The 16,168-nt window shown below is 72.3% G+C and carries 15 protein-coding genes; 5 read left to right on the top strand and 10 right to left on the bottom strand.

Annotated features, from left to right (window positions below; translation table 11 throughout):
- Positions 1-30: 30 nt before the first annotated feature.
- A complete protein-coding gene (locus AB0C01_RS33180) occupies positions 31-2,802 on the bottom strand; it encodes an ATP-binding protein (protein ID WP_357573020.1) in 2,772 nt (923 codons plus the stop codon).
- Positions 2,803-3,005: 203 nt separating this feature from the next.
- Between AB0C01_RS33180 and AB0C01_RS33175 the strand changes: the two genes are divergently transcribed.
- Complete coding sequence (locus tag AB0C01_RS33175) at positions 3,006-4,454, top strand: M28 family peptidase (protein ID WP_357239380.1); 1,449 nt, start codon at positions 3,006-3,008, stop codon at positions 4,452-4,454.
- A gap of 63 nt (positions 4,455-4,517) precedes the next feature.
- Here the strand turns inward: AB0C01_RS33175 and AB0C01_RS33170 are convergent, their stop codons facing one another.
- Positions 4,518-5,216, bottom strand: a complete 699-nt coding sequence (locus AB0C01_RS33170; protein ID WP_357573019.1) for an SDR family oxidoreductase — start codon at positions 5,214-5,216, stop codon at positions 4,518-4,520.
- A 162-nt stretch (positions 5,217-5,378) separates the two neighbouring features.
- Here AB0C01_RS33170 and htpG point away from each other — a divergent pair, with 162 nt between their 5' ends.
- A complete protein-coding gene (gene htpG, locus AB0C01_RS33165) occupies positions 5,379-7,295 on the top strand; it encodes a molecular chaperone HtpG (protein WP_357239373.1) in 1,917 nt (638 codons plus the stop codon).
- A 58-nt stretch (positions 7,296-7,353) separates the two neighbouring features.
- On the opposite strand, the gene AB0C01_RS33160 is transcribed toward htpG, so the two are convergent.
- On the bottom strand, positions 7,354-8,007 hold the full coding sequence (locus AB0C01_RS33160; RefSeq protein WP_357573018.1) for a response regulator transcription factor: 654 nt from the start codon (positions 8,005-8,007) through the stop codon (positions 7,354-7,356).
- A 46-nt stretch (positions 8,008-8,053) separates the two neighbouring features.
- Positions 8,054-9,214: a sensor histidine kinase gene (locus AB0C01_RS33155; protein WP_357573017.1), complete on the bottom strand. Its 1,161-nt coding sequence runs from the start codon at positions 9,212-9,214 to the stop codon at positions 8,054-8,056.
- 109 nt (positions 9,215-9,323) lie between these two features.
- Here AB0C01_RS33155 and AB0C01_RS33150 point away from each other — a divergent pair, with 109 nt between their 5' ends.
- A complete protein-coding gene (locus tag AB0C01_RS33150; protein ID WP_357573016.1) occupies positions 9,324-10,772 on the top strand; it encodes a nitrilase-related carbon-nitrogen hydrolase in 1,449 nt (482 codons plus the stop codon).
- Here AB0C01_RS33150 and AB0C01_RS33145 read toward each other — a convergent pair.
- Complete coding sequence (locus AB0C01_RS33145) at positions 10,717-11,409, bottom strand: nitroreductase family protein (RefSeq protein WP_357573015.1); 693 nt, start codon at positions 11,407-11,409, stop codon at positions 10,717-10,719. The two genes, AB0C01_RS33150 and AB0C01_RS33145, sit on opposite strands and share 56 nt — an antisense overlap.
- The gene (locus AB0C01_RS33140) at positions 11,406-11,741 is read right to left on the bottom strand and encodes a helix-turn-helix domain-containing protein (RefSeq protein ID WP_357573014.1); all 336 of its coding nucleotides are present in this window, start codon (positions 11,739-11,741) and stop codon (positions 11,406-11,408) included. Before AB0C01_RS33140 ends, AB0C01_RS33145 begins: the two co-directional genes overlap by 4 nt.
- A gap of 65 nt (positions 11,742-11,806) precedes the next feature.
- Between AB0C01_RS33140 and AB0C01_RS33135 the strand changes: the two genes are divergently transcribed.
- Positions 11,807-12,469 (top strand): ThuA domain-containing protein, encoded by a 663-nt coding sequence (locus tag AB0C01_RS33135; protein WP_357239354.1) that lies wholly within the window; start codon positions 11,807-11,809, stop codon positions 12,467-12,469.
- 133 nt (positions 12,470-12,602) lie between these two features.
- Here the strand turns inward: AB0C01_RS33135 and AB0C01_RS33130 are convergent, their stop codons facing one another.
- The 3 genes from AB0C01_RS33130 to AB0C01_RS33120 all read right to left on the bottom strand — a co-directional run bounded on the left by AB0C01_RS33130 (position 12,603) and on the right by AB0C01_RS33120 (position 14,771).
- Positions 12,603-12,965 carry a hypothetical protein gene (locus AB0C01_RS33130; RefSeq protein ID WP_357239351.1) on the bottom strand — a complete coding sequence of 121 codons (363 nt, stop codon included), beginning with the start codon at positions 12,963-12,965 and terminating at the stop codon, positions 12,603-12,605.
- 123 nt (positions 12,966-13,088) lie between these two features.
- Positions 13,089-14,276 carry a DNA polymerase IV gene (dinB, locus tag AB0C01_RS33125; RefSeq protein WP_357573013.1) on the bottom strand — a complete coding sequence of 396 codons (1,188 nt, stop codon included), beginning with the start codon at positions 14,274-14,276 and terminating at the stop codon, positions 13,089-13,091.
- A gap of 57 nt (positions 14,277-14,333) precedes the next feature.
- Positions 14,334-14,771, bottom strand: coding sequence for a VOC family protein (locus AB0C01_RS33120; RefSeq protein WP_357239345.1), 438 nt, complete (start codon positions 14,769-14,771; stop codon positions 14,334-14,336).
- Positions 14,772-14,866: 95 nt separating this feature from the next.
- Between AB0C01_RS33120 and AB0C01_RS33115 the strand changes: the two genes are divergently transcribed.
- Positions 14,867-15,841, top strand: a complete 975-nt coding sequence (locus tag AB0C01_RS33115) for a YafY family protein (RefSeq protein ID WP_357573012.1) — start codon at positions 14,867-14,869, stop codon at positions 15,839-15,841.
- Here AB0C01_RS33115 and AB0C01_RS33110 read toward each other — a convergent pair.
- Positions 15,736-16,168: GNAT family N-acetyltransferase (locus AB0C01_RS33110; RefSeq protein WP_357573011.1), on the bottom strand; the 433-nt coding region annotated here is incomplete at its 5' end. The genes AB0C01_RS33115 and AB0C01_RS33110 overlap by 106 nt on opposite strands.

Raw genomic sequence — 16,168 nt, 5'->3', positions numbered from 1 at the left:
CCGGCCGGCCGGACCGGTCAACGAGACCGCTCAGGCCGGGTCGGCCAGCCGGCGCTCGATCGTCACCGTCGTCCCCTCGGCGGTGGAGACCAGCCGCACGTCGCCGTAGGCGTTCATCAGCAACGCGCCGCGTCCCCGGTCCATCGCCGGGCGGCGGTCGCGCCAGGTGCCGAAGTCCCGCACCGAGATCCGGACCCGCCCGCCGCCCACCTGGAGTCGGACCCGCACCTCCAGACGGCTGGGCCGCTGCGCGTGCTCGACCGCGTTGTTCATCGCCTCGGACGCGGCGAGCAGGAGATCCTCCAACACGTCCGGGTCGACGTCGAGGTCGTCGAGCGTCAGCCGGACGTCGCGACGCATGGCCGCGGCCGAGGTGGGCGCGGACGGGTAGGTCCACCCGGCATCCAGGGTGTCGCCCAGCCCGCTCGGGTCGGTCGGGCCCTGCGCCAGCCCTGGCGCGTCGAGCCCGGCTGCGACAGTCCGGGGTGGCGCGACGGCGGTGACCGGGTCGGGCCGCGGCGGCGCCGCGTCGACAGTCGGTGCGGTGGCGTCGCCGGTCGGGTGGCTGCGGGCCCGCCGGATCCCGGCCCGGACCCGGGCGATCAGCTCAGCCGCGGCGAACGGCTTCACCAGGTAGTCGTCGGCGCCCAGGTTGAGGCCCTCCACGCTGGCCCGCCCGCCGGCCCGGGCGGAGAGCACCAGCACCGGCAGGGACCGGGTCGCCGGGTCCGCGCGGAGCCGCCGGACCAGGTCGAAGCCGTCCAGCACCGGCATCATCACGTCGGTGAGGACCAGGTCCGGCGGTTCGCGGTGGACCTCGTCGAGGGCCTGCCGGCCGTCGGTGACGGCCCGCACCCGCCAGCCCTGACCGGTGAGCAGCCGGCTGAGGTACGCCCGCATGTCGGCGTTGTCGTCGGCGACGAGGATCCGTGCGCCGGCCAACTCGTCCACGGCCGGGCCGGAGACGTTGCCGGGCTCCGTCGGATCGCCGCCCGACTCGCTGAGCCAGCCCATCGCCTCCTCGACGGTGGCCCGGGCCGCGTCGCCCCGTCCGACCGGCGACGGCCCGGTCCCCGCCGTGCGGCCCGCCGTCGACCAGGGCAGCGCCACGGTGAACGTGCTGCCGACACCCACGCTGCTCGTCACCCGGATCGCGCCGCCCTCCAGCCGGGCCAGCTCGTACGCCAGGGCCAGGCCGATGCCGGTGCCCTCGTGGCTGCGGGCGCGGGCACCGCGGACCCGGTGGAAGCGTTCGAAGAGTTTCGGCAGGTCCGCTTCGGCGATGCCGATGCCGGTGTCCGCGACGGTGAGGCGGACCTCCTCGTCGTCGGCTTCCAGGGCCACCCGGATCCGGCCGATGAACGTGTACTTCAGGGCGTTGGACAGCAGGTTCGTGACGATGCGTTCCCAGTTGACCGGGTCGACGGTGACCGGCCGGGGCAGCGGCGGGCAGACCACCTCGAGCGTGAGCCCGGCCCGCTCGACGGCGGCCCGGAACACGCCGGCCAGTTCGGCGGTGAGCGCCGACAGGTCGACCACGCGGGCGTCGCTGCGGGCCCGCCCGGCTTCCAGGCTGGAGAAGGTGAGCAGGCTGTTGACAAGCGTCAACAGTCGGGTGGCGTTACGCCAGGAGGTTTCCACCCGCTCCCGCTGCACCAGGGGCAACGGCGCGGTGGCGTCGGTGAGGGCGTCGGCGAGCGGGCCGAGGATCAGGGTCAGGGGAGTGCGGAACTCGTGGCTGACGTTGGCGAAGAAGTCGGTCTTCACCCGGTCCAGTTCGGCGAGCGCCTCGACCCGGCGTCGCTCCTGCTCGTACTCCTGGGCGTTGCGCAGCGCCACGGCGATCTGCTGGGCCAGGAGTTGGTAGAAGGACCGGTACGCCTCGTCCAGCCCCCGGCTGGGGCTGACCCCGGCCAGCAGGACGCCGAGCGGCTGATCCTCGCCGCCCGAGGGCAGCGGCAGTGCCAGCGCGGTCCGGACCGGGTCGCCCCACGGGCCGCCGGGCAGGGGCAGCCGGTCGGCGACGTCGGGCACCGCGGTCGGTCGGCCCTGCGCGGCGTCCGCCAGCCCCCAGGCGTTCGCGGCCGGGTCGGCGTCGGCCAGTTCGACGGTGTCCGGTAGTGCCCGCGCGTACCCCTGGTCGCCGCCGGTGCAGGCGACGAGCCGCAGGATCGTGCCGTCGCGCAGGTAGATGGCGGTGAACGGCACGTCCAGCGGGTGGCCCTGGATCGCGTCGGTCAGCCGGGCGCTGGTGGCGTGCGCGTCGACGGTGCGTCCGTCGCCGAGAACGGACAGGTCGCGCAGCAGTCGCAGCCGACGTTCGCCGACCACCTGCTCGGTGACTTCGCTGCACACGGTGAGGACGCCGACGGTGCGGCCGTCGTCGTCGCGGACCGGCGCGTGCGAGACGCTGAAGTACGCCTCCTCGCGGTAGCCGGCCCGCTCCAGCAGCAGCCGGAGGGCGGGGACCCAACTGGCCACTCCGGTGGCCGTGGCCTGGTCGATGAGCGGGCCGAGGACGTCCCAGCCCTCGGCCAGGGTCACCCGGACGTCGTCGCCGAGCGCCGCGGGGTGTTTGTCGCCGATCAGCGCGGAGTATGCGTCGTTGTAGAGCTGGGAGAAGTCCTCTCCCCAGAGCAGCAGCATGGGGTACCGGGACGAGAGCACCGTCCGGACCGCGGCGCGCAGGCTCTGCGGCCAACTGGTCACCGGGCCGAGTGGGGTGCGGGCCCAGTTCAGCTCCGCCATCAGCCGGCCGGTGTCACCACCGCCGCTGAACAGGTCGGTGTCGGGTCCTGTCACGCTTGATCCGACCCCATCGCAAGCCCCCGTTCCGGGCCCGACGACCCCTGCTGGCGTTACCTACCCATCCTGGCACCTCTACTCACCTGTGCCGACGCCGGTACCTACCGTCGAAGCGGTGGCGGTTCGGCACGAACGACCGATGCTTGTGGCATCGACATCTGTAAGTGTCTCGGGTATCTCTCCAACCCCGAGGAGCCCCCATGAGAGGCAGAACGCTGAGCGCGGGTGTCGCGCTCGCCGTGTTCGCCGGGATGACGGTGACGCTGGCCACCCAGCCGGCGACCGCGTCACCTTCGACCGCGACAGTGACCCGGCCGATCGCCGCGGCCGCCGCCGCGTTGGCCGCACCGGACATCTCCATCACCAACGTCCAGGCGCACCTGACCCAGTTCAACACCATCGCCACCAGCAACGGTGGCAACCGACGGGCCGGCTCCGCCGGCTACACCGCCTCACTCAACTACGTCAAGACGAGGCTCCAGTCGGCCGGCTACACCGTCACCGAGCAGTACTGCTCCAACTGCCGGTACCCCTCGAACAACCTGATCGCGGAGTGGCCCGGCGGCCCGGCCGACCAGGTGGTCATGTTCGGGGCGCACCTGGACGGCGTGTCGGCCGGTCCGGGCATCAACGACAACGCCACCGGCTCGGCGACCCTGCTGGAGAACGCGCTGGTCCTGGCCGCGCAGAACCCGACAATGACGAAGAGGGTGCGGTTCGCCTGGTGGACCGACGAGGAGCAGGGGCTCAACGGCTCCCGGTTCTACGTCAACTCGCTCAACGCCACCCAGCGCGGCTACCTCAAGGGCTACTACAACTTCGACATGGTCGGCTCGGTCAACGGCGGTTACTTCATCAACCGGGTCAGCTCGACCACGGCGGCGCCGCTGAAGGCGTACTGGGACTCGTTGGGCCTTCAGCCGGAGGAGAACGTCGAGGGTCAGGGCCGCTCCGACGACTACTACTTCCAGCAGGCCGGCATCCCCACCTCGGGTTACGCCGCCGGCGCCAGCGCCCGCAAGACCAGTGCCCAGGCGGCCAAGTGGGGTGGCACCGCCAACTCCGCGTACGACCCCTGCTACCACCGGTCCTGCGACACCACCGCCAACGTCAGCGCCACCGTGCTGAACCGGGCGGCCGACGGCGTCGCGTACGCGCTGTGGCAGCTCGCCGTGAGCGGCGGCACCCCGACCTGTACCGGCGGTCAGGTGGTCGGCAACGGTGGCTTCGAGAACGGCAGCTCGCCGTGGACCGCGTCCTCCGGCGTGATCACCAACGCCAGCGGCCAGCCGGCCCGGACCGGGTCGTACAAGGCGTGGCTCAACGGGTACGGCAGCACCCGCACCGAGAGCCTGTACCAGTCGGTGACCCTGCCGGCCGGCTGCGCCACGTACACGCTGTCGTTCTGGCTGCACATCGACACCGCCGAGACCACCGGCTCCACGGCGTACGACCGGCTCGCCGTGCAGGTGGGTTCGACAACACTGGCCACGTACTCGAACCTCAACGCCGCGGCCGGTTACGTGCAGCGCAGCCTCAACGTGGCCGGGTTCGCCGGGCAGACGGTGACGCTGCGGTTCACCGGCACCGAGGACTCGTCGTTGCAGACCACCTTCGTGCTCGACGACGTGACGTTGCAGGCGAGCTGACCGCGTACCCGAGCAAAGGGGCCGCCACCGGTTGTCTCCGGTGGCGGCCCGTCGCGTCGTGGGTCAGGGGAGTTGCGGGTAGAGCGCGGCGACGCCGCCGGCCAGCCCGGCCTGCACCTGACGACTGAGGTCGTCGGCGAGGATCTCGTACGAGTCGGCCTCGATGCCGTCCACGCCGATCCGGGCGACCGTCGCCGGGTCGGACTTCGGGCCGGTGATGTCCGCGGCCATGTCGGTGTCCAGGTAGCCGACGTGCAGGCCGGCGACCCGGACGCCCCGCTCGGCCAGTTGGACGCGCAGCACGTTCGTCATCGCCCACTCGGCGGACTTGGCGGCGCTGTAGGCCGCGTGGGTCGGGGAGCCGAACCAGGACAGCACGGAGAGCACGTTGAGGATCGTTCCGCCGCCGTTGCCGGCGATCACCGGCGCGAAGGCCCGGATCGTCGACAGGGTGCCGACGTAGTGGGTCTCCAACTCCAGCCGGACGAGGTCCAGGTCGCCGTCGAGGAGGTCGGTCCGGGTGTCGATGCCGGCGTTGTTGATCAGCAGGTTCACGCCGCCGGCCAGCTCGGCGGCGGCGGCCACCGAGGCGGGGTCGGTGATGTCGAGGCGCACCGGCGTCACGCCGGGCAGGTCGACGCTGTCGGGGTTGCGGGCGCCGGCGTAGACGGTGGCGCCCCGGGCGAGGAGTTCGGCGGCCAGGTGTCGGCCGAGGCCACGGTTGGCGCCGGTGACGAGGGCGGTGCTTCCTGCGATCTTCATGGTGGTGACGCTATCCCACCTGACTTCTGTGTGCCAAAGTCAGCCATGTCACGCCGACGGCCCGTCCCGATCGGGAATACGACCGGGATGCGGTCACCACGCGGCCGGTGACGACTCGTATCCTTTCCGCGAACCTGCGCACGAGCCGAGAAGGGAGACGGTGTGAGCAATCAGGCCGAGACGTTGGAGTTCCAAGCCGAGGCGCGTCAGCTGCTTCAGTTGGTGGTCCACTCGATCTACTCGAACAAGGACGTCTTCCTGCGGGAACTCATCTCGAACGCGTCCGACGCGCTGGACAAGCTGAGGCTGGCCACGCTCGTCGACAAGGACCTCGTCGCCGACACCGACGACCTGCACGTCGCCCTGGAGATCGACCGGGACGCCCGTACCCTCACCGTGCGGGACAACGGCATCGGGATGACCCGCGACGAGGTGGTCGCGCTGATCGGCACCATCGCCAAGTCCGGCACCGCCGAGCTGCTGCGCCAGCTGCGCGAGTCCGCCGACACCCACGCCAAGCAGGACCTCATCGGCCAGTTCGGCGTCGGCTTCTACGCCGCGTTCATGGTCGCCGACCGGGTCACCCTGCTGACCCGCAAGGCCGGCGAGACCGGCGGCACCCGCTGGGAGTCCACCGGCGAGGGCACCTACTCGATCGAGGGAGTCGACGAGGCGCCGCAGGGCACCACGGTGACGCTGCACCTCAAGCCGGTCGACACCGAGGACAACCTGCACGACTACACCGCCGAGTGGACGATCCGCGAGATCGTCAAGCGCTACTCCGACTTCATCGCCTGGCCGATCCGGATGACCGTCGAGCGCCCCGGCACCGACGACGCCCCCGCCACCAGCGAGGTGCAGACGCTCAACTCGATGAAGGCGCTCTGGGCGCGGCCCCGCGACGAGGTCGACGCCACCGAGTACAACGAGTTCTACAAGCACGTCAGCCACGACTGGGCCGACCCGCTCGAGGTCGTGCACATGAAGGGCGAGGGCACCTTCGAGTACGAGGCGCTGCTGTTCCTGCCCAGCCACGCCCCGCTCGACCTGTTCTCCCCGCAGGGCCGCCGGGGCGTCCAGCTCTACGTCAAGCGCGTGTTCATCATGGACGACTGCGAGGCGTTGATCCCCACCTACCTGCGCTTCGTCAAGGGTGTGGTCGACGCGCACGACCTGTCGCTGAACATCTCCCGGGAGATCCTCCAGCAGGACCGGCAGATCCAGATCGTCCGTCGTCGCCTGGTCAAGAAGATCCTCTCCACCGTCAAGGACCTGAAGGCCAACCACGCCGAGCGCTACCGCACCTTCTGGACCGAGTTCGGCGCGGTGGTCAAGGAAGGGCTGATCGACGACACCGACAACCGGGACACCCTGCTGGACATCCTGTCGGTGGCCTCCACCCACGACCCGGCCGAGCCCACCGACCTGGCCGGCTACGTGTCGCGGATGAAGGACGGCCAGAGCGACATCTGGTACGCCACCGGCGAGTCGCGGGCCGCCATCGAGAACTCCCCGCACCTGGAGGCGTTCCGGGCCAAGGGCCACGAGGTGCTGCTGCTCACCGACCAGGTCGACGAGGTGTGGGTCGAGCGGGTCGGCACGTACGACGGCCGGACGCTGCGCTCGATCGCCAAGGGCGAGATCGACCTGGACACCGACGAGGAGAAGCAGCAGGCCGAGGCTGAGCGCGAGCAGCAGCGACAGGAGTTCGCCGGGCTGCTCGACTGGCTGGGCACCACCCTGACCGACAGTGTCCGGGAGGTCCGTCTGTCGTCGCGGCTGACCACCTCACCGGCCTGCGTCGTCGGCGACGCCCACGACCTCACTCCGACCCTGGAGAAGATGTACCGGGCGATGGGGCACGAGGTTCCCGCGACCAAGCGGATCCTGGAGATCAACCCCGGCCACCCGCTCGTCTCCGGGCTGCGCAAGGCCCACGAGCAGGGCACCGATCCCACCGCCCTGACCGAGACCGCCGAGCTGCTCTACGGCCTGGCGGTGCTCGCCGAGGGCGGTGAGCTGACCGACCCGGCCCGCTTCACCCGGACGCTCGCCGACCGGCTGGCGCGCACCCTGTAACCGGCGTCACCCTCCGGCCGGCGGGCCTCCCGCACCGCGGACCCGCCGGCCGGTCACGTCAGTGGCCGGGGACCACCAGACCGGACTCGTAGGCGACCATCACCGCCTGAGCCCGGTCACGCAGGTTCAGTTTGGCGAACAGGTTGCCGACGTGCGTCTTCACCGTGTGCTCGCTCAGGTGGTGGTGAGCGGCGATCTCGGCGTTGGACAGGCCGGCCGCGATCAGGCGCAGGACGTCCGTCTCGCGAGCGGTCAGGGCGGTCACCGCCGCCGCCCGGGCCGGATCCGGGTGACCGCGCCGGTGCAGTTCGCCGATCACCCGGGCGGTGACGCCGGGGGCGAGCAACGCGTCGCCAGCGGCGACCACGCGGACCGCGTTCACCAACTCGGCTCGGGGAGCGTCCTTCAGCAGGAAGCCGCTGGCCCCGGCCCGCAGCGCCGCGTACAGGTAGTCGTCGGTGTCGAACATGGTCAGGGCGAGGACCCGGCTCGGCGTACGGGCGCACAGCTGGCGGGTCGCGGCGACCCCGTCGAGGACGGGCATCCGCATGTCCATCAGGACGACGTCGGGTCGGTGGTCGAGGGCGGCACGCACGGCGCCCGCACCGTCGGCGGCCTCGGCGACCACCTCGATGTCCGGCTCGGCCCCGAGGATCGTAGCGAACCCGGCCCGGAACAGGTCCTGGTCGTCGGCGAGCACGACACGCAGCATCAGCACCACCCCGGCGTCGGGTGCCGGGCGGCGGCGACTGCCCCCATCAGGCCACCGCCGGTGCCCGCATCGGCAGGGTGGCGGTGACGGTGAAGCCGTGGCCGTCCGCGGCGGGACCGGCGTGCAGGGTTCCGCCGCAGGCCTGGGCGCGCTCGCGCATGCCGAGGATCCCGTAGCCCGGCCCCTCCGCGCCGGCGACCCGGCCGCCGTGGCCGTCATCCGTGATCGACACGGTCAACTCCTGCGCGCTGGCGGTCAGCAGGACGCGGACCGATGCTGCCCCGGCATGGCGAACCACATTGGTCAGGGACTCCTGCACGATCCGGTAGGCGGCGACCCCGACGTCCGCGGGCGGCTCGACAAGCACCACATCGGCCTGCCCGGCCGGCGGCGTGGGCCGCGCTCCGTCGACGGACTCCGCCGGTCCGGACGCGACGGTGAGGACGGCGTCCAGCCCGGTGGCACGCACGCGTGCGACGAGGGCGGTGAGGTGCGCCAGGCCCGGCTGGTCGAGTGGGTGGTCGGCGGGTTCGCGCAGGCCGCCGACCGCACGGCGGAGTTGGACGACCGCGTCCCGGCCGGTGGCGGCGATCGTGGCGAACGTGGCGTCGGCGCGGTCCGGGTGCGGCCGGACCAGCAGCGGCCCCGCCTCCGCCTGGACGATCATGACACCGACCGCGTGGGTGAGGATGTCGTGCAGGTCGTGGGCGATGCGGGCGCGTTCGCGCAGCACGGCCGCCGCCCGCTCACCAGCGACACGACGGTCGCGTTCGGCGAGGGCGGTGGCCTGGGTACGGCGGGCGCGGGTGCTGGTGCCCAGGGCGTACGCGAAGAGGTAGGCGACCGACAGGTACCGCAGCACCTCCACGTCCGGGTGTGGATGGAGCAGCGACACCACCAGCCCGGCCGCGGTGAGCACGAGGCCGAGCAGGCGGATCGGCAGGGAGGACCGCGCCGCGAACGTGTAGAGGCAGACGAGCGGACCGACCGGCAGCAGCGGGGGTGCGCCGAGCGCGGCCGAGACGGTCGTGGCGACGCCCACGACGACGGCGACGGCAACCAGCGCGCGGTCGCGCCACAGCACCGGGACGGACGACAGGACCGCGAGGGGCAGCACCCACCAGGCGCGTGGTCCGCCGGCCAGCGCGGGCAGCACGGTCGCGGCGACGGCGGCCACGGTGACGGCGAGATTGACGTACCGCTTCACGTCGGCAGTATCGTCCGGCCCGGCGCTCCCGCGCCTCCCTCCACGGGACCAGATCGCACCCGGTCCGTACGGCGATCCGCCCCCGCCGCTCCGGCCGCACGATCGACGCATGATGACGATCGTCGCCGCGCTGCTCAGCGGCCTGCTCTGGCTCGGTGGTACCGGGCTGCACCCCGTCGCCGCGCTGACCTGGCTCGCCCCGATTCCGCTGCTCCTCGCCTCGCTGCGGGTAGGCCCGAGGACCGCGCTCGGCGCGACGATCCTCGGCTGGTCGATCGGCCAGCTCGGCATGGTGGGGTACTACCTCGACACCCTGCGCCTACCGGTCCCCGGGGTGGCCGGTGTGCTCGGCCTCGGCCTCGGCCTGGCGGGCGGCACGGTCCTGCTCGCCCGGGAGGTGCTGCTGCGCGGGCGGACCGTGACCGCCGTCCTCACCGTGCCGTCCCTCTGGGTGCTGGGCGAGTACGCCGCGTCCCACCTGTTCCCGCACGGCGCGTGGTGGAGCCTCGCCTACACGCAGGCCGACGTCCGTCCGGTCATCCAGGTGACCGCCCTCACCGGCGTCTGGGGCGTCACCTACCTGCTGCTCGCCGTCCCGATCGCCCTCGCCGCACTGCTCGGCGGCGCACGACCGACCCGCGGCGGCCGGCGCGACAGTCCACGCCCCGCCCTCGCCTGCCTGCTCGCCCTCCTGGTCGGCGTCGGCACGTGGTCGGCCTGGTCGCTGCACCGGTCCCCGGAGCGGGCCGCGCCGCTGGCCGTCGGCCTGGTCGCCCTGCGGCAGCCCGAGGACGGGCTCCCGATCGACGAGCCGGTCGGCCGGGACCTGCTCGCCCGCTACGGTGCGCGGGTCGCGGGCCTGGTCGATCGGGGGGCACGCGTCGTCGTGCTGCCGGAGAAGGTGTTCGCGGTGACGGATACGACGTTGCCCCTGCTCGTGGACGCGCTGCGGCAGACCGGGGCTCAGGTCGTCGTCGGCGCGGTGCTGCGGCGGGCTGGCACGGCGAGCAACGTCGCGCTGGTGCTGGACCCGTCCGGAGCGATCACCACGTACGACAAACAGCACCTGATCCCGGGCCTGGAGGAGTGGCTGACGCCTGGTGACGACGAGGTGATCGTGCAGGGGCGGTTCGGCGTCGCGATCTGCAAGGACCTGGACTACCCCGACCTGGTCCGGCGGTATCGGGCGGCCGGCGCGTCGGTGCTGCTCGTTCCCGCCCTGGACTTCACCTCCGACGGCTGGCTGCACAGCCGCATCGCCCTGGTTCGGGGTGTGGAGAACGGGCTCACCGTGGTCCGCGCCGCCGTGTCCGGCCGGCTGACGGTTTCCGACGCCGGTGGCAGGCTGTGGGGTGAGGACCGGGCCGGTGACGCGGAGTTGCTGGTCGCCAGCGCTCCGACCAGGGGATGGGGCACGGTCTATTCGCGTACCGGAGACTGGTTCCCGTTGCTGTCCGTGGCCCTGTTGGTCGTCGCGGTCGGTGGCGCGCGGCGGCGGTCCGCTACCAGCGGTTCCAGTGGGCGAACCCGTCCGCGTCGGCCCGCGGACCGGGCTTGAAGTCCGTGCCCAGGGTATATGCCACCGGCGTGAGCGCCACCTGCACGACGGTGTCGTAGGGGATGCCGAGCAGGTCGGCCATCTCCTGTTCGTAGCTGAGATGGCTCGTGGTCCACGCGGTGCCGAGCCCGCGTTCCCGGGCGGCCAGCATGAAACTCCAGAACGCCGGGATGACCGAACCCCAGGCCCCGGCCTGCCCGCGCGCCGTGGCCAACTCGGCGCGGGACTCGACCCGCAGACAGGGGATGAGCAGCAACGGGACCTCGTGCAGGTGGTCCGCGAGGTGTTGCAGGCTGCCGGCGATCCGGCCCCACTGCTCGGAGGCGAAGTTCATCCGACTGAAGGCCGGCCCGGTGCCGCCCGACGCCGGTGGCGGCGTCATCAGGCCGAGTCGCCACAGTCGGGCGACGGCCGCCCGGGTCTGCGGATCCTCGACGAAGATGAAGTCCCAGCGCTGCCGGTTGCGGCCGCTGGGTGCCTGGAGCGCGATACGCAGGCAGTCCTCGATCACGTCACGGGGGACGGGGCGTCCCAGGTCGAGACGCTTGCGGACGGCGCGGGTCGTGCTCAGGACCTCGTCGGCGGACAGGCCCAGGGTTGGCGGTCCGCTCCACCCGGCCGGTCCGGTGTCGCTCATGCGGGGACTCCCACTCGTTGGGGTACGTCGAGGTTGGCGATGATCGCGGCAAGGAGACCGGGAAACCGGTCATTGATCTCATCGGCACGCAGTTCGTGCCGGCGGAAGCTGCCGTTCGGCGTGACGCGGAGGACGCCGGCTGCCCGCAGCACCTTCAGGTGGTGCGACAGCGTGGAGATGCTCACCTCGGACAACGCGTCGAATTGTCCGCAGACGACGCCACCGGCCTGCGCCAGCTGTCGTACGACACTCAGGCGCACCGGGTCGGCGAGGGCGCCGAGCACGGTGGCGAGGTCGACCGAGGCGAGATCGGGATGATGGAGGGCTCTCATGGACGCCATGCTAGCTTTGGTTTCGTGATTTCGAAAATCGTCCAAATGATGAGCGGAGCGTGATCATGTCGATTGACACGGTGATCTTCAGCGGGGAGGGACCGCACGCCGATCCCTGGCACCCGTTGGCGGAGACCAGCGCGGCGATCGCCAAACTCGTCGGCGACGCGGGCCAGGTGGCGATCGTGACCACCGTCGACCACCTCGCGGCCGCACTCGACGGCGCCCGCCTGCTCGTGGTGAACGCCAGCGCCGACCGCACGGCCCCGATCCCGGAGGACGAGGAGTTCGGCCGGGTCCTCGACGACTTCCTGGCCGGTGGCGGCAGCCTGCTCGCCCTGCACAGCGCGACGATCGCGTTTCCCCAGCTCGCGACCTGGCGGTCCACGGTCGGCGCCGCCTGGGACCACGGCCGGACCTTCCACCCGCCGATCGGGTCGAGCCTCATCCGACGCACCGACGTCGCGCACCCGATCACCGCCGGTCTCGCGGACTTCGAGGTGCACGACGAGCGCTACACCGACCTGGAGTTGATCGACGGCGTCGACGTCGAGACTCTCTACGTCCACGACGAGGGGGGCGCCACCCACCCACTGGTCTGGGCGCGCACGGTCGGGAGCAGCCGGATCGTCTACGACGCACTCGGTCACGACGCCCGGTCGTACGAGTCGCCGGCGCACGTGGAGTTGCTGCGCCGCAGCACGGCGTGGCTGCGCCACGAGAGCTGAACGGCGTGGCTGCGCCACGAGAGCTGAGCAGCGTGGCTGCGCTGTCACTGCCGAACGCTCGGCCGGGTCACCGGCCGAGCGTTCGTGCGTGTGGTGTGCTCAGCCCGAGCGTCGTACCCCTTGGGTGCCGCGGTCACGCAGCGGAGGCGGACGCCTTCGACCCGCGGTGCGACGCGGCCGGGCCGGCATTCCAACCCCATCGGGGGGCCGGTGCGGCGCTCTCCCCGGACCAGCCCGTCCCGCCCTCGTCGCCGTCGATGGTCATCTCGACCGCGTTCGGGGTGCTGCGGGCCAGTCGCAGCGACTGCTCGGCGCCGTTGCGGGCCGCGCACGGCCAGGACTGCCCGGCGCACTGGAGGTTGCGGCAGTGACCCTCGTCGTCCGGCTCGTGGGCGCTCAGCACGTCGATCGCCAGCTGCCACAGCAGAGGATCGGTCACGTCGTGCGGGCGCTCGGCGCGGCGACTCGGTCGGTTGCTGGTGTCGTCGTCGGACATTGTGGGTCCCCCCTTGTCAGGCTGTACCCCACAAGGGTCACCCGTCAGCCGTGGGTTAAACCGCCGACCTGCTGTGATGTGTCTCCGGTCGCAGCGGTCGCCGGGACGCGGCACGCAGATCGGTCAATCCGGCAGCAGTGGCATCTCCACTCCCGGGTCCCGGCCGAGCAGCACCGCGCGGGTGAGTGCCGCCGATCCGAACCGGTCGCGGACCGCGTCCACCGCGGCATCCAGCTCGGCGCCCGGGTCGCGGTGGAACGGCAGCTCCGGCTGCACCGGACTGTCGTCCAGATTGCCCACCGAGACACCGATCAATGTCACACCACGGCGATCGATCTCGGTCAGTGCGGCCCGTAGCAGTGCCCGCGCGGCGGCGAGCAGCGGCGTCGTGTCGGCCGTCGCCTTGCCCACGGTGTGCGAGCGGGTCGCCCGGGTGTAGTCGCCGAAACGTAGCCGCAGCATCACCGTGCGTCCGGCCCGCCCCGCCGCCCGCATCCGCCGGGAGACCCGATCGACCAGGCCGGCGAGGATGGCATCCAACTCCGCCGGGGCATGCGGGGTACGGCTCAGCGCGTGCTGCGCGCCCATCGAACCGCGTCGGCGCCCGACCTGCACCGAGCGGGGGTCGCGGTTGTGCGCCAACGCGTGCAGGTGCCGCCCGGCGCCCGACCCGAGCAGGGACACCAACGCGGCCTCGCCCAGTCGGGCCACCTCGCCGACGGTACGGATCCGGTGCTCGCGCAACTTCGCCGAGGTGACCGGGCCGACGCCCCACAACCGCTCGACCGGCAGCGGGTGCAGGAACGCCAACTCGGCGTCCGGTGCGACCACCAGCAGCCCGTCCGGTTTCGCCACCCCACTGGCCACCTTCGCCAGGAACTTCGTGCGGGCCACCCCCACCGTGATCGGCAGGCGGACTCGTGCCCGGACCTCCTGGCGCAGCCGCTCGGCGATCTCGGCCGGTGGCCCGACCAGCCGCCACAGGCCTCCCACGTCCAGGAACGCCTCGTCGATGGAGAGCCCTTCGACCAGCGGTGTGGTCTGTCGGAAGATCTCGAAGACCGCGCGGCTCGCCTCCGTGTACGCCGACATCCGGGGCGGCACCACGATCGCGTCGGGACACAGCCGGCGCGCCTGCTGGCCGCCCATCGCGCTGCGTACGCCCCGCGCCTTCGCCTCGTAGCTGGCCGCGAGGACCACGCCTCCGCCGACGATGACCGGCCGCCCGCGCAGGCGCGGGTCGTCACGCTGCTCGACCGACGCGTAGAACGCGTCCAGGTCGGCATGCAGGATGTGGGCGCCGGACGACACGTACACATGTTCGCATGGCGTCCGGCGGCGACGGCGGTGAGCTGGGTGAACGCCGGGTCAGTCCAGGCAGAACTCGTTGCCCTCGGGGTCGGCCATGATGAGGTGACCGGCGCCCAGCGGGGGAGCGGGCTCGTGCCGATCGAGCCGGGTGGCGCCGTGCGCGACGAGCCGATCCGCCTCCTCCTCCAGGGCCGCCATCCGCTCGTCGCCCGCCAGGCCGGGCGCGGCCCGCACATCGACGTGTACGCGGTTCTTGACCCGCTTGGGCTCCGGCACTTTCTGGAAGAACAGCCGAGGCCCCGAGCCGTCGGGGTCGACCACCGCGGACGCGTCGTTGCGGTGCTCCGGCGGCACTCCCATCGCTTCGAGCGCCTGGTCCCACGTTTCGAAGTCTCCGGGTGGCGCCTGCACCTGGTAGCGGAGGGCCTCGGCCCAGAACGTCGCCAGCGCCGCCGGATCGGCACAGTCGAACGTGATCTGTATGTCGCGGGCCATGTCAGCTCCTTGTGTCCTTGTCTGGTCGGTCATGATCTGTAGCCTCTCGCGGATAGCGGACAGGATCGTTCCGCTATCCGTGCAACGATCGGCGCATGCGTGTCGAGGCGACCACCGAGCGGGTCCTTCGGCTGTTGGCGCTGCTGCAACGGCGGCCATCCTGGACGGCCGCCGAGCTCGCCGCCGAGCTGGGGGTCACCAGCCGTTGTGTGCGCCGTGACGTGCAGCGTCTGCGTGTGCTGGGCTACCCCGTGTACGCGACGGCGGGCGTCGGCGGCGGCTACCAACTCGGCGCGGGCACCCGGCTGCCGCCGCTGCTCCTGGACGACGAGGAGGCGATCGCGACTGCGGTCTCCCTGCGGCTGGCCTCGGGCGGCACGGTCGCCGGGGCGGGCGAGGCGGCGTTGCGGGCGCTCGCGAAGCTCGACCAGGTGATGCCGTCGCGGCTGCGCGCCGAGGTACGCGCCGTGCACGGTGCCACGGAGACACTTATCGGTCCGGTGGCCGCGATCGACGCGGAGTTACTGGTGACTCTCGCACGGGCCTGTCGTGACGCCGTGCGGGTCCGGTTCAGCTACACCGCCCGCGACGGCGGGCAGGAGGAGCGGACGGTCGAGCCGGTCCGGATGGTCACGACGGGTCGCCGCTGGTATCTGATGGCCTGGGACGTCGACCGCGACGACTGGCGTACGTTCCGCCTGGACCGGATGGGTGCCGCGGTGGCGACGACCTGGCGGTTCCGGGCGCGCGAACACCCGGATCCGGTCGCCTTCGTGCAACAGTCGGTGACCGGGGCGCCGTACCGGTACGTGGCCCGAGCGCGGGTGCACGCCCCGCCCGACCGGGTGCGGGCGTTGGTGCCGCCCCAGGTGGGGCGTGTCGAGGACGACCGCGACGGGTGGTGTGTGCTGGTCGTGGGCGGCGAGAGCCTGGACTGGCTGGCCGCGCACCTCGCACGCCTGGACTACGAGGTGGAGGTGTTGGAGCCGCCGGAGCTGCGCGAGGCCGCCGGCCTGCTGGCCCGCCGCCTCGCGGCGATGGCCGGGACGGTGTCGGAGCGCAGCGCGTAGTGGCGCAGCGACACCGGGCTGCCGTCCGGGGCGGTCCACGGTGCGGTGCTGGTGCCGGTGCAGCGCCACCCGGTGCGCTCGTAGAGGGCGGTGGCCGCAGCGTCGTCGCAGGTCACGTCGAGCACCAGATCGATTCCGCGGGCGTTCGCCCACTGGCGTGCCCGCGCCAGTAGTGCGCTGCCCAGCGCCAGCCCTCGGGCGGCCGGCACCACGAAGAGACGCGCGAGGGCGGCCGTCGGTCGGGGCCGCGGCCCCCCCCCCCGGCCCGGCCCCCGGGGGTCCCGGTCGGTGCCCAGCATTTGGGGCGTGGGGTTGGGGTTGGGGGTG

Origin of the sequence: Micromonospora sp. NPDC048905 (assembly GCF_040649655.1) — a bacterium.
Classification (GTDB): Bacteria; Actinomycetota; Actinomycetes; order Mycobacteriales; family Micromonosporaceae; genus Micromonospora.
The sequence above is the reverse complement of the archived record's forward strand: the minus strand, read 5'-3'. Positions and strand labels throughout refer to the sequence as shown.